The organism is Pseudoalteromonas sp. P1-11, from assembly GCF_001399995.1.
GTDB classification, from domain to species: Bacteria; Pseudomonadota; Gammaproteobacteria; order Enterobacterales; family Alteromonadaceae; genus Pseudoalteromonas; species Pseudoalteromonas atlantica.
Genome location: NZ_LJSP01000004.1, coordinates 47,957 through 68,604 on the forward strand (window position 1 = coordinate 47,957; position 20,648 = coordinate 68,604).

Here is a 20,648-nt window from a genome sequence, read left to right on the forward strand (position 1 = left end):
TAATATTCCGCGCTACCCCCAAAAGCTTAAATTTAAAATTTCACACCTGGACCCAGCAAAGTTGATGCTTTTCATAAGGCAGTCACTATGATTGCAGATATTACAGAAATAGAGAAGGTTAAACTGGTCAGACCTCTCGCCATCTTCTTTAAGTGTCTTTGATTTGGGTTTTAAAATTCATAAAATGCCAACGATATTAATTCTAGGTTAATTTAAGTATTTTTATTTTTTGTGTTTTTTAAGAAAAAAGAGGGGGTGTTCTTGTTTATTAAGTTAAGGTTAATGGAGGCTTAAATTTTTTTGTAAACAAGATGGAGTGACATATGAAACACAAGCCAGAAGGGTGGGTTGTTTTAACGTTTCAAACTATTGATAGCAAACCCTGCTATGTGTTGTTTTGTTCGTGGAAAAATGATGATGAATGGAGAGTAAGCTCAGGTTCAATGGTTCTACCCCACTTATCAGCCTGTGGGAATTATTGGATTTGGCCTCAAATATCAGGCTCTGTTTATGAGCTTCCCGTTGATGAAGAAAATGGCTATACCTTTTACACCGGCGCTGTATTAGATGAATTGTTAGTAAAAGGGTATCGCGATGGTACTAAGCTAAAGCGCATTGCACTTAAAGATATTATGGAAGATAAATAAGGCGATTAGCGCCTTCTAATCTGTCTATTTTACTTTTAAAGGTCATGAGCTCTACATTACGGTAGATACCTAGGGGCTTTGGTAGGCAAAGATGAGAATCTGTATTTTGTAAATGTTGCTAGTTTTACATTAAAAGCTAATAAATGAATACAGTAAAAGCTAATAAATGAATAGAGTATAGGTATAACTAACGCGCACTCCTTTAGTAATCCAGCCTAATAAAATTTGGCTAGTATCCAATGAGGTTCTGCTTGCGTTGCCGAAGGAGTTGATATTCTGGCTTCATTAATCTTTAATAAGCACAAATATTACTTCACAAAGGATTACTTATGGGAAAGGAACTCGATATTTATAAATTGCACAAACCAGATAGAACATACGATATAATTGACCTAGATATCGTATCGATGGCAGACCAAATTGCCGAAGAAAATAACCTCAGTTATAAAGAAGCAGTAATATTAGCCAAGATTGGCTTTCCAAGCGGCAAAACTAGAATAACGGATATAGTCAAAAACGGATTTAGCTGCAAAGTTGAAAAAGAAGCTTTATAGCAAGCCTACGACGTAAACTTATTTTCGAATTACCTTGTTTTGAACCATAAAGCGTATATTGCCCTAGGGAACTATCTGCAAGTTTACGGGGAATTTATACCGCTTAGGTGTGATAAAGAGCTAATTTTATTTAATCCACTCGTTTTCGAAGAAGAAGACGAATTTCTTACTGAAAAGGCTTACCTGAATGGTATTGAGGATGGCCTCAAATCCTTATCATTTAAATCAGACAAACATCTTGTTTTCAAATCATGCATTCAAGGCGGGACAGCACTTTATTGCAATGCTGAGTTTAAATCTCTGATTAATGAAAATAACTTAAGCGGACTTTCTTTTAATAGTGATTTAGTTAGCATTTTTGCTTAACAAGATAAGCGCGGAATGAATTCATTTAATAAGACCTAACCAAAACTGTCAGATTTGAACAAATAGAGTCAACCAAATCGAACAGACGCATTTGTGCCATGAGCTGCCTTTCCGATTTAACTCATTTCTGCCCCAAGACGAGTTAACGTAAATGCTCTAAGGGCAGCTTTTAGTGAAAACCAGTCATTGTAGTTCGAGCAATTTTACTTCGTATTGATATACTAATGTCATGATTAAAGTTGATTTTATGGTTGGACGATGAAAACAATAGGCAAGTTGGCTAAAGAACTTGATATAGGCGTAGAAACTATACGGTTTTATGAGCGGGAAGGCTTGATAAAACAGCCTCAAAAACCTCAAAATGGTTATCGTGTCTATGACGACTCAATCACCAAACAATTACAATTCATCTGTAAGGCCAAAGCACTTGGCTTTACTCTAAAAGAAGTGGCTTCATTGATGTCAATGGATGGCGATTGTGCCAAAGTAGAATCCCTAGGCTTGCTGAAATTGAACGTAATTCAAAATAAGATAGCTGACCTTCAACGCTTAGAAGTCGTCATAAAAGAAATGACTAATTCATGCCGCAACAATAACGATCAATCCCACTGCCCAATAATCGATTCGCTAAAATAGTATTGACTCCGTACCTACCTACGGAGTTCATACTCAAATCATTCAAATAATGTTAGACGTTAAAAATGATTAATAAGATTTTAGATAAAGTTAGCTCAGGTGGTGTTTGGCTTGCGGCTCTTAGTTGTACGGGGTGCTTCCCCGCACTCGGCTCGTTAGCATCAGCATTAGGATTAGGCTTTCTCTCTCACTTTGAGGGAATTGCTGTAAATACCTTGTTACCTATATTTGCAACTCTGGCATTGTTGGTAAATTTGTATAACTGGTATAAAAACCAAAATCATGCGAGAGGTATTCTTGGGGTTATTGGCCCTATAGCGGTTTTGTTAACCCTCTATCCACTATGGCAATACGAATGGAGCACTTATTTGTTTTATGTAGGTATTTGTTTGATGATTGTAATGTCCGTATTAGACATTGTTAAACCTTTGAAGGAGCAAACATGCAAAGTATAGAGTTAAATTCTACCATTACTTGCCCTGAGTGTGGCTTCAGTAAAACTGAAGAAATGCCAACCAACGCTTGCCAGTGGTATTATGAATGTGAATCTTGCAAAGTTCTCCTAAAGCCTTTGAAAGGCGATTGTTGCGTATATTGCTCTTATGGAACAGTGAAATGCCCGCCAATTCAAGAAGGTCAAAGTTGTTGCGATAGCTAAATGACAGTCTATTAATGGCAATGAGAAGGCATAAAAAGAAATAGTGAAATGTCAGCAATCGTATCATTGCAGCCTTTATCACTAAGTCACTCAAGGGCTGCTTTTGGCACAGAGCCGTCCTTCAGCTCTAACTCATTTTTGTCCAAAAACGAGTTTACCCGACCCTCCGCTTTTCGCTCAAATAAGACCCCGAAAAATGGCTCATATAGCTATCTAGGCCAACGCTTTCAAAAACAGAAGTATATTTCCGATAACTACCTTTGAATTCCTATAAACGGAAGTTTGCTTCCGAAATATAGCAATATTGGGTTAGAAACCGGAAGTTTACTTCCGTTTTGTACTTTAAGTTTATAAACCGGTGTTTAATGAAAGCTGGGAAGTCTAGAGGTACAAGCAAACATTGGGTTATTAAATTTAATAATTAGCTTTTAGCTAAATTTAGAAAAACTTTAAAGCTGGTAGTTTGATTATTTGAACTGACCTCTATATTTCCACCGTTTGCTTGCGCTAGAGCTTTAACTATTGCAAGCCCTAAACCAGCTCCATCGCTGTGTCGTTGGCGCGATTTATCGGGTCGATAAAAGCGGTCAAATAAATAAGGTAAATGCTCAGAAGGTATTCTCTCCCCAGTATTAATCACTGAAATACATATTTTATCAGCGGTAAATATTTCACTATTTACTGTGATTGATGAGCCTTTTGGGGCATACCTTATTGCATTGGATAGGAGGTTTGATAATAATTGGCGAAAGTGTAATTTGTCACAATAAAAACAAAGGTTTTGACCTTTTTTCTTAAATGTAATCAATGAGTCTTCAGCCAAAGCATCAAAGTACTCAAATAATGCTTCAATTTCATCATGGCTTTTTAGAGTATTTTGAACGGGTTTAACCAGTCCATTCTGAGTTTTTGCAAGCCAAAGCATATCACTAACCATCTTAGTTAGTCGTTCCAGCTCTTCTAGATTAGAAAACAATAATTCTTGATACTCTAACAACTGTCTTTTTTTAGATAAACCAACCTGTGTTTGAGTGATTATATTTGTTAGTGGAGTACGTAACTCATGCGCAATATCACTAGAGAAATTTGATAAACGAATAAATTCACCTTGGAGCCTGTCGAGCATCGAGTTAAACGACTGCACCATATTAACAAGCTCAATAGGCACTTTATTTTCATCAAGCCTTACATCCATCTTATTAGTTTGGATGTCATGCATTTTCTGACTCAAACCTCGTAAAGGGTTCAATCCTTGATGTATAGCAAACCAAGCCACCAATAAAATGAGTACCGCAGAGCCAAACATAATAGCCCAAAGACTTTGTTGAAATTGATTGAGAAAGTGTAAATGAAAGCTCATGTCTATCGCTGTAGTAATTTTGTATTGCTGTTGCCCAGTACTTAAATTACTCACCAGAGCTCGGTAGGTGTGGGTATCATTTTGCCATGAGGTAATGTTGTTACGGTTAAAGCCAGCTGAAGCATTAGCACTCATTACAAAATCACTAAAATCTCGTTCAGAACTTTGAAAAATGAGCTCTCCTTTTGCGGTATTTACCTGATAGTAAACACCGTGATGACCCGCTACAGCGTTAGATAATTCATTTTTAAGTTTCAGGTTTGATTTATACTGTTGTCTTAAAACTAATTCAATAGATTGATTAATAACATGCAGTTCACTACTATCTTGCTGGAAAAAATGATGTTTTATCGAACTATTTATTAAGGTGGCAACTAAAGTTAAGCACGCAATAACGGTTACAGCGACAAACAACACAACACGCATCGTAAGTGATAAAGGCCGTGACTTAATAGCCATCAGTTTCAACCTCTAATTTATAGCCCATACCACGAACCGTATGAATTAATTTAACAGTAAAGTCATCATCAACTTTTGCTCTTAGCCTACGAATGGCAACATCAATCACATTGGTGTCGCTATCAAAATTCATATCCCATACTTGAGAAGCAATTAACGAACGTGGCAGTACTTCACCTTCGCGCCGTAACAATAGTTCAAGTAAGCTAAACTCTTTATTACTCAATAAAATACGCTTGCCTGCACGTTGTATTTTTCGCTTTGGAATATCCATTTCTAAATCAGCAACTATCAGTATATCGTCAACTGTTTGTACTACACCACGGCGAATAAGAGTGCGTACTCTTGCTAAAACTTCAGCAAAAGCAAAAGGCTTTATTAAATAGTCATCAGCACCAAGTTCGAGCCCCTTTACTCTATCGTCTATACTATCGCGAGCAGATAAAAATAGTACTGGGGTTTTGTTATCTGCTTCACGTAGCGACTGTAAAATTTTCCAACCGGATACGTCAGGTAACATGACATCAAGTATTATTACATCAAATAAGTCGGTCATTGCTAGGTGATGACCGTCAAGTCCATTGCGCGCCAAAGAAACCTGAAAACCAGCTTCACTTAGCCCCTGTTTTAAATAATCTCCTGTCTTTGATTCATCTTCAACAACTAATAAGCGCATACAATTCCTTCATTAAAGTCCTAACAACTACCTCTGCAAATATTATGCAGTATCTGTCACTACAGCAACATGACACCAACATTACAACTTTGTAATGTTCGCGTCATGTTTAAGACAGGTCTATTTTCTATACTCAATACATATTCTGGTATGAAGGAGTAAGGAAATGGGGTTTAAAAAGTCATCACAACAGGTTAGCACACCACGAAGACGATTTGTTCAAGGCTTAATTGCAGGAGGTGTACTTGCTGCTTTTCCGAGTGTATTACATGCTGCATCATCTTTAGTAGCAGGAACAATAACAGGCACTGTGCCCGAACTTAGCGGCAAAGTAATTGATCTGGTTATAGATGAATCGCCGGTTAACTTTACTGGCGTAGTACGTATGGCGACAACTATCAATGGCTCTATACCCGCCCCTACCTTGCGCCTCAAAGAAGGCGATGACGTTACTATTAGAGTAACAAATAAGTTATCAGTACCGAGTTCAATTCATTGGCATGGCATTATTTTACCGTATCAAATGGATGGCGTACCTGGTATCAGTTTTAAAGGCATTATGCCTGGCGAAACCTTTGTTTATAAATTTAAATTACAACAAAGCGGTACATATTGGTATCACTCACATAGTGGCTTTCAAGAAATGACTGGCATGTACGGTGCATTAATTATTGAACCGCGAGAAAAAGATATTATTAGTGCAGATAACGAGCATGTTATTCAATTATCTGATTGGACTGATGATGACCCAATGGCGCTGTTCCGCAAATTAAAAATACAGAGTGATGTATTTAACTTCAATCAGCCCACTGTTCCAGAATTTTTTGATGACGTTTCAAATAGCGGTGTTTCGAATGCTTTGCAACGCCGCAAAATGTGGAATCAAATGAGAATGAATCCTACAGATTTAGCTGACTTATCTGCATCAGCAATGACCTTTTTAATGAACGGTAGTACGCCAATGTCAAATTGGCGAGGAATGTTTAAAGTTGGAGAAAAAGTAAGACTTAGGTTTATTAATGGCTCAAGCAATACTTTTTTTGACGTTCGTATTCCAGAACTAAAACTAACAGTTGTACAAGCTGATGGGCAAAACGTTGAACCAGTGACAGTTGATGAATTTAGATTCGGCCCTGGTGAGACCTACGACGTAATTGTTGAGCCTAAAAATGATGCCTATACGATTTTTGCTCAAAGTATGGATCGCTCTGGTTACGCAAAAGGAACTTTATCAAGCTCGCCTAATATTGATGCGCCAGTACCTGCACTTGACCCTGTTGAATGGTTAACGATGACCGATATGATGGGCAATATGACCCACGGCGGTGAGCATTCTGCAATGGCAGGTATGGCTGGCATGTCAGGTATGAACTCTAAAGAAATGGATCATAGCGCTATGGAGCACGGTGCAATGGCGATGGATCATAGCAAACATGGTATGTCTGAAAACCCATTGGCAGTTGCCAGCCCTAAAGTGCGTCATGCCAAAACGGAGTATGGAGCTTCAGTTGATATGCGCGTTGATATGCCTAGAACAAATCTTGATGATCCTGGTATTGGTTTACGTAAAAATGGTCGCCGTGTTTTAACACTTGCAGATTTACACTCACTTGAAGGGGTCACTAACCAGCAAGAGCCAGAAGCTGAAATTGAGTTGCATTTAACCGGAAATATGGAACGTTATAGCTGGTCATTTGATGGCTTAGAATTTGGTAAAAGCACGCCAGTGCATATGAAGCATAACCAACGTTTAAGAGTTATTTTACAAAACGATACCATGATGACGCACCCTATGCATCTGCATGGTATGTGGAGTGATTTAGAAAACGAGCAAGGTGATGTGCAAGTGCGACGTCATACAATACCTGTTCAACCCGCACAAAGAATCAGCTTTTTAACCACCCCTCACGATGTAGGGCGCTGGGCTTGGCATTGCCATTTATTATTCCATATGGATGCCGGCATGTTTAGAGAGGTAGTCGTATCATGAAACAATTAAAACTATCTAAATCATTTAGTTTATTAATGTTAACTGGGGCTTCATTAATTAGTTTCCCTTTATTAGCGCAAAGTGAAATGGCACAAATGAATAGCGCTAAGATGCAACCACAAGGAGGAAGTGCACCTAAAGATGCAAGAGACCCCCATGCTTACTCTGCGGGAACAACTTTAACAGAAGGCCCATATGCGCTTGAGGGCAATGAGCGATTAACACTCGCTGATGAGCATCCATTTTACGCATTACTAGGCGATCGTCTTGAATATAACGAGCAAGCAAACGCAGGTGTATTTGACTTACAAGCATGGTACGGCACTACCTTTGATCGATTGGTAATTAAAACCGAGGGTGATTTCAGCGAAGGAAGTATTGAAGAAAACCAAACCGATATTTTATGGGGTCACGCCGTATCAGCATATTGGGATACTCAAGCAGGTGTTCGTCTTGATTACAATAAAGAAGGTGAAAATCGGCAATGGTTGGCTTTTGGCTTACAAGGTTTAGCCCCTTATTGGTTTGAACTTGATATGACAGCATACGTAGGTGAGCGAGGCAATACCGCATTTACGTTAGAGGCAGAGTACGAACTACTACTCACGCAAAAGCTAATTATACAACCGCGAGCCGAAATTACACTTTATGGCAAAAACGATAAACAAAACGAGCTTGGAAGTGGCCTATCAAGCAGCGCGATTGGCTTTAGGGTTCGTTATGAATTTACACGCCAGTTTGCGCCCTATATTGGCGTTGAATGGGGCAATAAATTTGGCAATACCGCCGACTATGCCACATCAAGTGGACAAAGTAGCAACAACACCGCATTTGTTGCGGGTATTAAATTTTGGTTTTAATCATTTTAAATAAGAGGTAATTATGAAGTTTTTTAACTCTGCAGTAGCCATTTTAGGTTTAGTGCTTACATTTTCCGCATCAGCGCATATATCACTCAAGCAATCAATACCTGCACAAGAAGCCATGTTAATGCAAGGACCAGAGGAACTTTCGTTAATTTTTAGTGGTGAAGTAAGGCTAGCAAAAGTCATCATCAAAGATGAAAAAAATAAAACAATAAACTTTGATTTCAAACCCAGCGCCACCCCAAGCACAGACTTTAATTGGTCATTACCGAGCCTAGCCCAAGGCACTTACACGGTTAAATGGACAGCACTGGGTGGTGATGGACATAAAATGACTGGCACGTTTAGATTTATGGTACATAAAAATGAATCGCATAAGATGATGCAAGAACAATCTAATACCCACAGCAAACATAATCATTAAGTAGCAACATCATGCAATTAAGTGAATGGTCAGTGCTCTTACTATTATTAAAACTAGCAAGCTATATAGCAATTGTAGGGCTTGCGGGCACTTTATTAATGCGCTTTATGTGTGGCAACAGCAATGTTGCAGGGCATCACTTAATTAGCTTTCATCAGTTCTTAAAACGTTGGCAAATTACGTGTGTAGTTACAGGTAGTATTGCTGCACTTTTACAAGTACCTATAGAAGCTGGAGCAATGGCTGAATCAGGCTTTATGGGAATGTTTGACCCCTTTATGCTTGAAATTGTTTGGCAATCAGTCATAGGTGACCAAGCAAGGTTTAGAATACCAGCGCTTATTATTGCTCTAATTAGCGCATGTATGTGGAATGTGGAATCAGATGATAACGTAGCAGGTTATAAAAACGGTGCCGTTATACTCATCATGCTTGGGTTTATCGCTTATAGCTTCACTTTTACTGGGCACAGTGCAAACGAAAATGGGTTAGTGAAAAGTATTTTAACCTTTCACCTTATTGCCATTGCGAGCTGGTTAGGGTCATTGTGGCCGCTTTACAAAAGCTGCACTTTACTACCTACCAGTGAAGTAAAGCGGTTAATGCATTACTTTGGTCAACTCGCTATTGTTATTGTATTTGTACTACTTATTTCGGGCTTAACTCTGCTCCTGCAGTACCTAGAGTCATTTTCTGCATTGTTTACATCAGATTATGGGCAACTAATTTTATTAAAGCTGTTACTCGTCAGCGCGATGCTGCTCCTAGGTGCATGGCATAAGCTTTTTTTAGTCCCGCAAATCACTCAACAACACCATATAAGTATATTAAAACGCTCGATTACTGTTGAAATAGTAATTGCCCTGTTTGTACTTATTACAACAAGTGTATTTACCACACTTGTTGGTCCGCCTATTTAACGATTAATAAAAAGGGAAACGTATGTTAATTAAATCCTTTAATTTAAAAATTTTATTGCTACTAATTTTTAGCACTGTTAGTTCTTTTACTGTTAGTGCACATGACGATGAAAAATATTCAAAAAAAGGCAAGGCCTTTGTCAATGTTGATAGCGAGGCTGCAAAAACAGTCAGCCTATTTCATGCATCTCTAAAACAAGGTAATCGCGAAGCTGCACGTAAATTACTGGCCGACGATGTCATCATTTTTGAAGGCGGAAGTGTTGAGCGTTCTGCAGATGAATACGCGAAACATCATATGATAGCGGATATGAAATTCTTAAGTGCTGTTAATAGTGAACTACTAGAGCATCAAGTTTACACAAATGGAGACATAGCTTACTCAATTTCAAGAAGTAAAACTCAAGGAAAGTACAAAGGAAAAGATATTAAGTCTATGGGAATGGAATCAATCACATTAAAAAACACCGATACAGGTTGGAAAATCACTCATATTCATTGGTCAAATTAAGGAGTTAAGAATGCGAGTAATCTACATTACCTCAGCGTTATTTTTATCATTAACTATGTCATTTTCGGCGATAAGTATCGAAAAACAACATAAAGCATTAATAACTTATGAGAATTCAGAAAAACCTAAAATTGAGCTTACCGTTTATAAAAGTAAAAATTGTGGATGTTGTAATAAGTGGATTGCTCATTTGAGCGAAAACAATATTCAAACAAAAGCAATTAACGTCAATGACATGGGGACGATTAAATCTCAGTATCAAATAAAATCAAATATGCGGTCATGCCATACAGCCGTTTCAGCCGATGGATTTGTATTTGAAGGTCATGTTCCCGCCAAACATATAAAACAGTTTTTAGCTGAACAACATCCTGAAAAGACGATAGGGCTCTCTGTTCCCGCTATGCCTGCTGGTACGCCAGGTATGGAAATGGGCGATCGCTTTTATAAATATAATATTGAAATGCTTACGCACGATTTACAGCAAAATACTTATAAGCATATTAGCAAATACGCTGAGCAGTTTTAACACTTATGGCACAACTCTTGATGTAATATTAAACATTGATTCAATGATTAAATATATAGTGGGTTTACGCCTAATAACCTGTAAGAATTACCCATTGGTATAAATGATATACAAAGTAAATGATAGAAAGGAGCCATCTAATGTCGCAGTATTTAAAGTTTTTCTTAATGATAGCCACATCAACATTAGTCATGTTTGTACTGATGTATTTGAATACTTATCAGCTAAGTCATGTTTTTTTTAGTGAAACTCGCACTTATATGGCGCTTTATATGGGAGCCATGATGGCAGTGATAATGCTACTTTTCATGCTCAATATGTATAAAGATAAAAAGAAAAATATAACAGTACTCATTGCTAGTGTTACCGTATTTGCGGGAAGTTTATTTTTAGTTCGATCACAAGCGACTGTTGATGATAGCTCATGGATGTCGGCGATGATCCCACATCATTCAATTGCAATACTCACCAGTGAAAGGGCAAAAATCAAAGATAAGCGAGTCCAAGAGCTTGCAACAAATATTATTGAGGCACAGCGTCGTGAGATTAAAGAAATGCAGTGGTTACTAAAGGATATAGAGAAAAATGGCCTAGCAGAAACTCAGGAGCAAGCACAATCTAGGACCGTACCGGATTTTAATGCTAAGTAAAATTTTATACCAATACATAAAAGGGAGCTAAACATGAGTAAATCAGCCCAACTTTTTAGAATGGCCACAGATGAGCATATTTGTCCGTTTGGTTTAAAATCAAAAGACCTACTAGAGCGAGAGGGATATACAGTTGATGATCAGCTATTAACTTCTCGAGAGCAAACAGATGAATTTAAAAAACAACACAGTGTAGAAACTACACCTCAAACATTTATTGATAATAAACGTATAGGTGGCTATGACGACTTACTCGATTACTTTGATAAGCCAAAAGCTGGGCAAGAAGGTACAACTTACACGCCCGTGATTGCGATTTTTTCGGTTAGTTTTTTGCTTAGTGTGGCATTTAGTTTTGCAGCGAATAATAGCTTATTATCAATGCAAACCGCTGAACTGTTTGTAGCCCTAACAATGGCAGTGTTAGCAATACAAAAGCTTCAAGACTTATTTAGCTTTACTAATTCATTTATAACCTATGACTTAGTCGCTATGAAAGTAGTCAGGTACGCCTATGTTTACCCATTTTTAGAAGCATTTGTTGGCATTGGAATGATAGCCGGATTACCAGCCTATATTATTGCCCCTATTTCATTGTTCATAGGTGGGGTTGGTGCTGTTTCAGTGATAAAAGCAGTCTATATAGATAAACGAGAGTTAAAATGTGCGTGTGTAGGCGGTGACAGTAACGTACCACTAGGGTTTATCTCCCTAACAGAAAACCTGTTTATGATCGCTGCCGGTATTTGGATGTTTGTTAAGTAAACAACAGCTTTAATTTAAAAACATGATGATGTACTAGTGTGATTACCAAGGGATTATGTCGCTCTAATTACCGAGCGACTTTGTCGTAAATAGCATATCAGCTGTACTAGCTCATATCAGATCTCACAGTTTAAGTGAATAAGTTTAGACTTCATCAGGCAGACTGCTATGAGCGAAAAGCAGACATTGACCGTTAATCGTTTCAACGACGGCAATTAGCCATACGTTGCATGTTTGCTCCCTTACTGGTTTTACGATATCCAAAACCGACATAACGACCATTAAGCAAATACCAAAGTAAAATAGGTATGTGCTCCAATCATATAGCCAAAGAGGATAAAGCGTTAATAGCACTGCTACAGGCCCTAGAATGCTGAAGACAGCTCTGGTATGGTTTTTATTTTTGTGCCAGTTGTATAAGTTTACCAATAGTTCCAAAGATGCAAAAATAGGTAAAAGCGTATTTACAGCTATTCCTTCGAAGTGAGAGAAGAAGCCTAGTCCTAATGCCGATGCAAGTGACCTTAATGCAGGGAAGCAGGCCGTGCCGCTAGCCAAACGCCACTAGAGCCTACTCTGTCTAATATTTTATTTATCATTTGAAAGTCTATTGGTTGATATTACCATCATTCTAAACTCCGTATATAAGTACGGAGTCAATCATTTTAATGAATCAATTATGGGGCAATGTGTTGGATCTTCGTTTTGCATACAGGTATTTGTCATATCCACAATTACTTTCTCTAAACGTTGAAGGTCATTAATTTTGTCTCGAATGATTGCTAACTTTTGTCGGCTTAATAGCTCAACTTGAGTGCAGTTGCTGTCCATAGACATTAGCGATTTTATTTCTCTTAACGTAAAGCCGAGCGCTTTGGCTTTTGTGATAAACCTAAGTTGTCCTGCTATTGTTTCGTCATATTGTCTATAACCAGATATTGGTTTTTCAGGTTGTGTAATCAGCCCTTCTCGTTCATAAAAACGAATGGTTTCTACATTTAAATTTAATGATTGTGCTAATTTGCCAATGGTTTACATTATTGCCTTTGTGAATACTACTAATCTAAAGTTATATTTAGTTTAGCTATCCAATGATTTGATGATGCCGCACGCTTCAATTGTATTGTCTGAACCACAAGCACTTGCCATCTGTTGTAATTCAGCTTTAAGCGCCCTTAATTCTTTCATACGTTTATTCACTAGTGCAAGTTGCTGATCAATTAATGCATTAACGCTAGAGCAGCTTTCTTCTGGCTTATTTTTTAATTCGATAAGACGTTTAATATCATTGAGTGATATATCTAGGCTGCGACAATGCTTTACGAATTCCAATTGTTTAAGTGCTTTACTATCATACAGCCTGAAATTACCTTCTGAACGGTTTGGATTTAACAGTAATCCTTCTCTTTCATAATATCTAATCGTTTGTATTGAACAGCCCGATTTTTTTGACAATTCGCCTATTTTCATCAATTTCCCCCAGACATTTGACTCTATAGTTACTATAGGATCTATAGTATAGGTATGCAACGAAAGGGATATATAAAAATGACTGAGAAATATTTAAACAATACGAATATCGTTAATTTTGAACACAAAGATATCCAATCCCTGATCGATCAACGAGGGTGGAAAAATTTGGATAATTTCAACAAAATTGGTGCCGCTTATCAGTTTGTAAAAGATGAAATAATGTTTGGCTATAACAAGAGTGATGATATTTCAGCAAGCGATGTGCTAGCAGATGGTTATGGACAATGTAATACTAAGGGTAATCTGTTAATGGCACTATTGCGTGGACTAGGTATCCAGTGTCGTTTCCAAGGTTTTACCATTGATCAGCAACTATAAAAAGGTGCTATCCCAAGCTTGTATTTTGGTTAGCACCTAAATACATCATTCATAGTTGGGTAGAAGTTTACTTTGAAGGGCGTTGGATAAACTTAGAGGGCTTTATATTGGATGAGCAATACTTAAGCTCACTACAGCAGAAATTTAGCCAAGCAAAAGATGAGTTTTGTGGTTATGGTGTTGCAACAAAGTGCTTATCTTCACCCGGTACGGATTGGCGTGGAGAGGATACCTATATTCAAAAAGAAGGTATTCATGACGACTTTGGGCTTTATGATTCACCAGATAAGTTCTATCTCGAAAAAGGTACTAATCTATCAGGTGTAAAACGTTGGTTGTATCAACGAGTGATCCGACATTTGATTAATATGAATGTATCAAAAATAAGAAATAAAAAAGTACTGGAGGTACAAAATGCACAACCATAGTCACAGTCATCAGCATGGTAAAGACGACCGGATTGGTTGGGCATTTTTCCTTAATGTGATATTTACCATTATCGAATTTATAGGTGGTTGGCTCACAAACAGTACGGCGATAATGGCGGATGCCGTTCACGATCTTGGTGATAGTCTTTCAATAGGTTTTGCGTGGATTTTAAGTCGTTTTTCAGATAAAGAAGCATCAGACAAATTCAGCTATGGTTATCGCCGACTTACACTTTTTGGTGCATTGGTAAATAGTATTGTTTTGATTATCGGCTCTATTTGGGTTTTATTTGAAGCAATACCTAAGCTGTCCAATCCTGAAATGCCTGTAGTTGAGGGGATGTTAGGGCTAGCCATACTCGGTGTTGCCGTAAATGGTTATGCGGTATTCAAATTAAAAGCGGGTGAAACACTAAATGAAAAAGTGCTGACATGGCACCTACTTGAAGATGTACTCGGTTGGGTTGCCGTTCTTATAGTCTCTATTGTATTGTTGTTCGTTGAACTGCCGATATTAGATCCTCTATTATCAATAGGGTTTACGCTGTTTATCTTATTTAACGTTTTCAAAAATCTTAAATCAACATTGGTGCTTTTTCTTCAAGCTGCACCCGATAAAGAGACCCAAGAGCGTATTAAGCAGTCATTAATTGAATTTCCTGAAGTAAATGGTATACACCATATGCATTTTTGGTCACTGGATGGTGAAAGTCACGTTTTAACAGCGCACCTTGAGCTGAGTGACAACTTTGACGTTAAAGAATTAATTAAGCTTAAACAAGAGGTTGCAGCTAAATTATCTTCCTATCATTTATCGCATACGACGATAGAGTTTGAGTTTTTAAATGAAAATTGTAGGGATGAAGCAGAGTAAGTTTTATCAATAAAATTTTGGAGCATACAATATAAAAAGCAGCTTAATTAGGCATAACTTAGTAATTAAGCTGCTTTTTTGCTTTTAGATTTCGTCGGATTGCTGTTTGTTACTCTCAGCGTCATGCGCCCATTGATATAAAATAGGCAATACAAACAAAGTTAAAATGGTAGAAGATACAATACCGCCGATAACAACTGTTGCTAGTGGTCGTTGTACTTCTGCACCAATTCCAGTGTTTAACGCCATTGGAATAAAACCTAAACTTGCGACCAGTGCCGTCATTAAAATAGGTCTTAAACGAATGATGGCACCTTCAATGATCGCTACGTATAGGTCGCCTTTTTCATGCCAAAGATCTCGAATAAAAGCCAACATAACCAAGCCATTTAATACTGCGACACCTGACAATGCAATGAAGCCGACACCTGCCGAAATTGATAAGGGCATGTCTCTTAAATAAAGTGAAAATACGCCCCCTGTTAATGCTAAAGGCACGCCACTGAAAATGATTAATGCATCTTTTAATGAACCAAATGCTATAATCAAAATACCTAAGATAACAACCAATGTTATCGGTACAACTAGGCTTAATCGCTTACTTGCTGATTCTAGTTGTTCAAACGTTCCACCATAATCAAGCCAGTATCCTGCTGGAATTTCTCCTTCCTGATTAATTTTAGCTTTAACTTCTTTTACAAAACCGCCTAAATCTCTACCACGAACATTGACGGTAACCACAACTCTTCTTTTTCCGTTCTCTCGGCTAATCTGCGCGGGTAAAGACTCTGATTTAAGCTCTGCAACTTCTTCAATTGGCACATAGTTACCATTCTCAAGTGGAAGCGGCAGATGCTTCAAGCTATCGATATCCGTTCTTATTTGCTCTGGTAGGCGAACAACTAACTCAAACCGTCTGTCACCTTCATAAATGATCCCCGCAGATTCACCGCCAATCGCAGTGGCAACCCAGTCTTGCAATTCGGTAACGTTCAATCCATACCTACCAAGCGCTTCTCGTTTAGGAATTACTGATAAAGATGGAACACCTGTGACCTGTTCCATTCGAGCATCAGCGGCACCATCCACGGTTTTCACAATATTTAGAATATCTTTTGCGGTAAGTAATAACCGATCCAAATCATCACCAAATATTTTGATGCCGACATCAGCTCTAACGCCAGAAATCAATTCATTGAAACGCATTTGAATAGGCTGAGTGAATTCATAGTTGTTGCCTGGAATGTTTTTCAGTACTTTTTCCATTTCTTCAACTAATTCACTTTTTGGTTTTGAAGGTTCGGCCCATTCTTTACGTGGTTTTAAAATAACAAAGATATCAGCAATACTCGGTGGCATTGGGTCGGTTGCTACTTCTGGTGTGCCAATGCGCGAGAATACTTTATCAACTTCAGGAAACGCTTTAATACGTTGCTCAAGTACTTCTTGCATTTCTACTGATTGCTCTAGGCCAGTCGATGGAATTCTTAATGCCTGTAGTGCAATATCACCTTCATTTAATTGAGGAACAAATTCTGTCCCAAGCGTAGTTGCTAACCAAAGGCTATACCCCATTAACAGCGTTGAGAATGAAACAATAATCCAACGAAATTTCATCGCCATTTTTAACAATGGTTCATAAATAGACTTGGTTGAACGAATAACTACACTTTCTTTTTCGCTGATTTTACCTTTCATAAACACAGCTACAGCAGCAGGAACCAGTGTAACTGAAAGGATCATTGCGGAAATTAACGCCATAACGACAGTTGCCGCCATAGGGTGGAACATTTTCCCTTCAACGCCAGTTAGCGTGAAAATGGGGATGTAAACAACAGTGATAATTGCCACACCAAACAAGCTTGGACGTATCACTTCTGAAGTGGCTTCAAAAACGGTATTTAGGCGTTCTCTTAAGTCTTGCCTATGACCGTTGTGTTGGGCCTGTGCTAACCTACGGACAGAGTTTTCAACGATGATTACAGCCCCGTCCACTATCAAGCCAAAGTCCAATGCGCCGAGACTCATTAAATTGGCAGATACTCCTGCTTGCACCATACCTGTGATTGTCATTAACATGGAAATAGGGATAACAGCAGCGGTAATGAGAGCTGCACGTAAATTTCCAAGTAGAATAAATAACACAACAATAACTAAAAGCGCACCTTCAACGAGGTTTTTGGTAACGGTTGCAATCGCTTTATCTACTAACGTTGTTCTGTCGTAAACAGGCTCTGCGGTAATGCCCTTTGGCAGAGATTTTTGTATTTCGCTGAGCTTATGTTCCACTTCTAAAGCAACGGTGCGAGAATTCTCACCAATCAGCATCATGGTTGTACCAAGCACTGTCTCAATGCCATTACGAGTAGCAGCCCCTGTTCTAAGTTCTTTGCCTATAGCAACATTGGCAACATCACTTATTTTTACAGGAATACCATCGTTCTTTTTGATGATGACATTGAGGATTTCATCCATTGTCGCAAGTTGCCCGATGGAGCGCACTAACACTTGTTGTCCGTTTTGCTCAATATAACCCGCGCCACGGTTATCATTATTTTTACGTAATGCATCAGAAACGTCTTCAAAGCTTACCTGATGAAAAAGTAATTTTTCGGGTTTCGGCGTTATATGATACTGCTTGTTATAGCCGCCGATGCTGTTGACCTCAATGACGCCTTTAACTTGAGCCAATTGCGGTTTAATGATCCAGTCTTGTATTTCTCTTAAGGCAATAGCGGTATAAGGCTCTCCATTAGGCATTTTAGCGTCAGGAGAAGCTTGTACGGTATACATAAATATTTCACCAAGCCCTGTGGAAATAGGACCCATCTCTGGCTCTAAGCCAGAGGGAATAACGCCTTTTATCGCAGCTAATCTTGCATTGATTAAGTTGCGTGCGAAATAAATATCGGTTCCCTCTTCAAAGATAACGGTCACCTGGGATAAACCATATCTTGAAAGAGAGCGGGTGTGAGACAGCTTTGGTAGTCCAGCTAATGCGTTTTCTACTGGAAAAGTTACCCTTTGCTCCGCTTCTAAAGGTGAATAACCGGGGGCAGAGGTATTTATTTGTACCTGTACGTTTGTTATATCTGGAACAGCATCAATGGGAAGTTTTTGATAACTCCACATACCAACGCCGATGATTACCATCAGCAAGCTTAATACTAAATAGCGCCTATTTATTGCAAGACGCAAAATTGATTCAATCATATTGCGTCTCCTAATCGTCGTCTTCTACTTCAGATTTCAAGATATCTGCTTTAATCAGATAACTGTTTTTGTTTACATATTCAGCGTCTTTACTGAGGCCATCAATGACCTCGATATAGTTTTTGTCTGAACGACCAAGGACAAGTGGTGCAAACTCGTACTCTTCATTTTCTTTTACAAAGACACCTAATTGTCCACCTAGCTCTTGTATGGCAACTTTCTCGACCGCTAAATCCACCTCAAATTGGTTTATCTTTACGTTGCCTTTTAATAATTGACCTGACGTTAGCTTTAACTCAGTGTTGTTTAATCGTACCCGTGCTAAAACATAAGGCTGATCTTTAGCTGGAATAATATTAGTGATGACTGAACTGAATGCGTGTTCACCTTGCTCAATATCAACATGCTGACCGACTTTGATTTGATTATATTGGCTGGTAAACACCTTAAATTCAGCCCACAAGGTGTCAAATTTGACGATTTCAAACAAGCTAGTGTTTTGCGTGATACCGCCAATATTTCCATTTCGCTGTAAAACAGTCCCAGAAACAGGCGATGTTATTTTATAAGTATTTAAGCTCTCATTAGATTCAATAACGGCTAATAGATCGCCTTTTTTTACCGTATCACCAACAGTGAAGTTTATTGTCTTTATAACGCCGTTATATCTAGCGCTAACTTGAAATAATTGTTCAGCGCCTATCGTCGTAGAGCCGTATACAGGGATAGTTTGGTTCAACGTTTTTGAAGCTAAATAGGCTGTTTCAACACCAACCTTTTTTGCCATGTTATTGTCGATTTTGCTTATGCCTTCTTCGCCTTCATGTTCATCTTCACTAGCGAAAACACTTTGAATGGGTGATAGATACCCAATAAAAATCAATAGTGCGAGTAAATAGTTTTTCATTTTGAATTCCTAAACGATTCAGTTAATCACTGAATCAATAAATTGTTATTAAACTTAAAGTGATGTTTATTTAGAGTGACAGCGCTTCGTTTGTTAGTTTTTCTATCTCTGTGCCATAAATTAGGGCAGCAGATGCCGCGTCAATAAGGGTTCGCCGAGCATTTAACAGCTCTTGTCTAGCCGATACATAATCAAGATATCCATATCGACCTTTTTGATAGGCGTCTTGAGTATCTTCCAGTGCATCTTCAAGCATTGGGATAACCGACTGCTTTAATGAATTAGCTGTTAATATGGCTTGTTTTCTATTGGAGTATGCTCGTAGTAAGTGATTTCTAAATCTTAACTTAGTCGCCTCTTTCTCTATGGCAACTTGGTCACGCTCTGCTAGCGCACTAGCGATTGCGCCAGAATTTCGCTTTTCAGCAAACAAAGGTAAGCTAAAGCCAGCGACCAGTGCCGTATCATTGGCTTCTTGAGAGCGCCTAACACCAACAGACCATTTGATATTGGCCGTTGACTCTGTTTTAGCCAACTGTAACTCGGCCTCTTTTAGTCGCTGCTCACTTGCATAAACTTGAATAGCAGGGTTTTTCTCTAATTTCGCAAAAAGGCTGTTAAAGTCACTATCATTGCCAAACTGAAAAAGATCCCCTTGTACTTCAGAGAAGGTTACAGAGTTTTCCCCCCAGTAGGCTGCTAATGAGAGCTTCAAATATTCCAAGCGCTTTTGTTCAGATTGAACGGTCAAATTTGCCTGAGCAATAACTGCTTTTGAGCGTTTCACTTCAGCCTCAGGAGTAGCACCTGCGCGGTTACGCTGAGATACAATCTCTAAGGTTTCTTGTGCTAAGCTCAAAGCATTTTCTGCCAATATAACTCTTTGTTGGGCTGCAAGTACTTCCACGTACTTCTCAGTGACTTGAGCCATTAAATTAAGCGCAGAGACTTCTTTTTCAGCAGTGAGTAGTGTTCTTGATTTTGAAACAATTCCAATCCGCGCTGAGCGTTTATCTCCCATTTCGATAACCGAAGATAGAGCGACTGTTAATTCAGCACTGTCGAATGTATTAAATTCACCTGAGCCTGCAAAGTTCTCAGCTTCAAGCTCTAGTTCATAAGCAGGATTTAAACTTGCGATTTGTTCTCGTCCAATTAATGCCGTTTGCTTGAAATCAAATATTTTAAGTTCTGGATTTTGTTTAAGCGTCCACTGAATTGCCTCTTGAAGGTTTAACTGATTTTCAAACGCATAAACATTAAATGTAAAAAGTGACAAAGCGAGAAACGCGATATATTTAAGCCGAGGTGTTACACACCTTAAAATTGCTATCTTGCGATGCACACAGGTATTAAGTGCCATG

The 20,648-nt window shown here is 38.4% G+C and carries 23 protein-coding genes and 1 pseudogene; 16 read left to right on the plus strand and 8 right to left on the minus strand.

Annotation, left to right across the window (positions count from 1 at the left end):
• The first annotated feature begins 323 nt into the window (after positions 1-323).
• From AN390_RS08390 to AN390_RS19875, 6 genes are all read left to right on the plus strand, one after another.
• A complete protein-coding gene (locus AN390_RS08390; protein ID WP_054981787.1) occupies positions 324-647 on the plus strand; it encodes a hypothetical protein in 324 nt (107 codons plus the stop codon).
• Positions 648-976: 329 nt separating this feature from the next.
• A complete protein-coding gene (locus tag AN390_RS08395; RefSeq protein ID WP_055011434.1) occupies positions 977-1,201 on the plus strand; it encodes a hypothetical protein in 225 nt (74 codons plus the stop codon).
• 39 nt (positions 1,202-1,240) lie between these two features.
• The gene (locus AN390_RS08400; protein WP_055011433.1) at positions 1,241-1,567 is read left to right on the plus strand and encodes a hypothetical protein; all 327 of its coding nucleotides are present in this window, start codon (positions 1,241-1,243) and stop codon (positions 1,565-1,567) included.
• Between the two features lie 258 nt (positions 1,568-1,825).
• On the plus strand, positions 1,826-2,203 hold the full coding sequence (locus AN390_RS08405; protein WP_010557530.1) for a MerR family transcriptional regulator: 378 nt from the start codon (positions 1,826-1,828) through the stop codon (positions 2,201-2,203).
• 65 nt (positions 2,204-2,268) lie between these two features.
• Positions 2,269-2,658: an organomercurial transporter MerC gene (gene merC / locus AN390_RS08410; RefSeq protein WP_024601094.1), complete on the plus strand. Its 390-nt coding sequence runs from the start codon at positions 2,269-2,271 to the stop codon at positions 2,656-2,658.
• A complete protein-coding gene (locus AN390_RS19875) occupies positions 2,646-2,861 on the plus strand; it encodes a GDCCVxC domain-containing (seleno)protein (RefSeq protein WP_076916053.1) in 216 nt (71 codons plus the stop codon). The genes merC and AN390_RS19875 overlap by 13 nt, the downstream gene beginning before the upstream one ends.
• Positions 2,862-3,282: 421 nt before the next feature.
• Here AN390_RS19875 and AN390_RS08415 read toward each other — a convergent pair whose 3' ends face one another.
• Positions 3,283-4,680 carry a heavy metal sensor histidine kinase gene (locus tag AN390_RS08415; RefSeq protein WP_024601570.1) on the minus strand — a complete coding sequence of 466 codons (1,398 nt, stop codon included), beginning with the start codon at positions 4,678-4,680 and terminating at the stop codon, positions 3,283-3,285.
• Entirely contained in the window at positions 4,670-5,356 is a 687-nt protein-coding gene (locus AN390_RS08420; protein WP_004588805.1) for a heavy metal response regulator transcription factor, read from the minus strand. The genes AN390_RS08415 and AN390_RS08420 overlap by 11 nt, the downstream gene beginning before the upstream one ends.
• Before the next feature lie 166 nt (positions 5,357-5,522).
• On the opposite strand from AN390_RS08420, the gene AN390_RS08425 reads away from it, so the two are divergent.
• The 8 genes from AN390_RS08425 (at position 5,523) to AN390_RS08460 (ending at position 12,011) form a co-directional block, all read left to right on the plus strand.
• A complete protein-coding gene (locus AN390_RS08425) occupies positions 5,523-7,346 on the plus strand; it encodes a copper resistance system multicopper oxidase (RefSeq protein WP_024032687.1) in 1,824 nt (607 codons plus the stop codon).
• Complete coding sequence (locus tag AN390_RS08430) at positions 7,343-8,206, plus strand: copper resistance protein B (protein ID WP_036972184.1); 864 nt, start codon at positions 7,343-7,345, stop codon at positions 8,204-8,206. The genes AN390_RS08425 and AN390_RS08430 overlap by 4 nt, the downstream gene beginning before the upstream one ends.
• Positions 8,207-8,228: 22 nt before the next feature.
• The gene (locus AN390_RS08435) at positions 8,229-8,636 is read left to right on the plus strand and encodes a copper resistance CopC family protein (RefSeq protein WP_004588802.1); all 408 of its coding nucleotides are present in this window, start codon (positions 8,229-8,231) and stop codon (positions 8,634-8,636) included.
• 11 nt (positions 8,637-8,647) lie between these two features.
• On the plus strand, positions 8,648-9,556 hold the full coding sequence (locus AN390_RS08440) for a copper resistance D family protein (protein ID WP_024032685.1): 909 nt from the start codon (positions 8,648-8,650) through the stop codon (positions 9,554-9,556).
• Between the two features lie 22 nt (positions 9,557-9,578).
• Entirely contained in the window at positions 9,579-10,067 is a 489-nt protein-coding gene (locus tag AN390_RS08445; protein WP_008109928.1) for a nuclear transport factor 2 family protein, read from the plus strand.
• A 10-nt stretch (positions 10,068-10,077) separates the two neighbouring features.
• Positions 10,078-10,596, plus strand: a complete 519-nt coding sequence (locus tag AN390_RS08450; protein WP_024032684.1) for a DUF411 domain-containing protein — start codon at positions 10,078-10,080, stop codon at positions 10,594-10,596.
• A gap of 140 nt (positions 10,597-10,736) precedes the next feature.
• Complete coding sequence (locus tag AN390_RS08455; protein WP_024032683.1) at positions 10,737-11,246, plus strand: DUF305 domain-containing protein; 510 nt, start codon at positions 10,737-10,739, stop codon at positions 11,244-11,246.
• Positions 11,247-11,279: 33 nt separating this feature from the next.
• Positions 11,280-12,011, plus strand: coding sequence for a MauE/DoxX family redox-associated membrane protein (locus AN390_RS08460; RefSeq protein WP_024032682.1), 732 nt, complete (start codon positions 11,280-11,282; stop codon positions 12,009-12,011).
• A 144-nt stretch (positions 12,012-12,155) separates the two neighbouring features.
• Here AN390_RS08460 and AN390_RS08465 read toward each other — a convergent pair whose 3' ends face one another.
• The 3 genes from AN390_RS08465 to cadR form a co-directional block, all read right to left on the minus strand.
• Entirely contained in the window at positions 12,156-12,569 is a 414-nt protein-coding gene (locus AN390_RS08465) for a MerC family mercury resistance protein (RefSeq protein ID WP_236695085.1), read from the minus strand.
• Between the two features lie 102 nt (positions 12,570-12,671).
• Entirely contained in the window at positions 12,672-13,040 is a 369-nt protein-coding gene (locus AN390_RS08470; protein ID WP_028834999.1) for a MerR family transcriptional regulator, read from the minus strand.
• Positions 13,041-13,091: 51 nt separating this feature from the next.
• Positions 13,092-13,481, minus strand: a complete 390-nt coding sequence (cadR, locus tag AN390_RS08475; protein WP_002962247.1) for a Cd(II)/Pb(II)-responsive transcriptional regulator — start codon at positions 13,479-13,481, stop codon at positions 13,092-13,094.
• Between the two features lie 78 nt (positions 13,482-13,559).
• Between cadR and AN390_RS08480 the strand changes: the two are divergent.
• A pseudogene (locus AN390_RS08480) lies at positions 13,560-14,290 on the plus strand (transglutaminase-like domain-containing protein).
• Positions 14,277-15,164, plus strand: coding sequence for a cation diffusion facilitator family transporter (locus AN390_RS08485; protein ID WP_002962252.1), 888 nt, complete (start codon positions 14,277-14,279; stop codon positions 15,162-15,164). Before AN390_RS08480 ends, AN390_RS08485 begins: the two are co-directional and overlap by 14 nt.
• An 84-nt stretch (positions 15,165-15,248) precedes the next feature.
• Here AN390_RS08485 and AN390_RS08490 read toward each other — a convergent pair whose 3' ends face one another.
• The 3 genes from AN390_RS08490 to AN390_RS08500 form a co-directional block, all read right to left on the minus strand.
• Positions 15,249-18,377, minus strand: a complete 3,129-nt coding sequence (locus AN390_RS08490; protein ID WP_055253885.1) for an efflux RND transporter permease subunit — start codon at positions 18,375-18,377, stop codon at positions 15,249-15,251.
• Between the two features lie 10 nt (positions 18,378-18,387).
• A complete protein-coding gene (locus AN390_RS08495; RefSeq protein ID WP_002962254.1) occupies positions 18,388-19,284 on the minus strand; it encodes an efflux RND transporter periplasmic adaptor subunit in 897 nt (298 codons plus the stop codon).
• A 70-nt stretch (positions 19,285-19,354) separates the two neighbouring features.
• Positions 19,355-20,647 carry a TolC family protein gene (locus AN390_RS08500; RefSeq protein ID WP_055253887.1) on the minus strand — a complete coding sequence of 431 codons (1,293 nt, stop codon included), beginning with the start codon at positions 20,645-20,647 and terminating at the stop codon, positions 19,355-19,357.
• Position 20,648 lies beyond the last annotated feature (1 nt).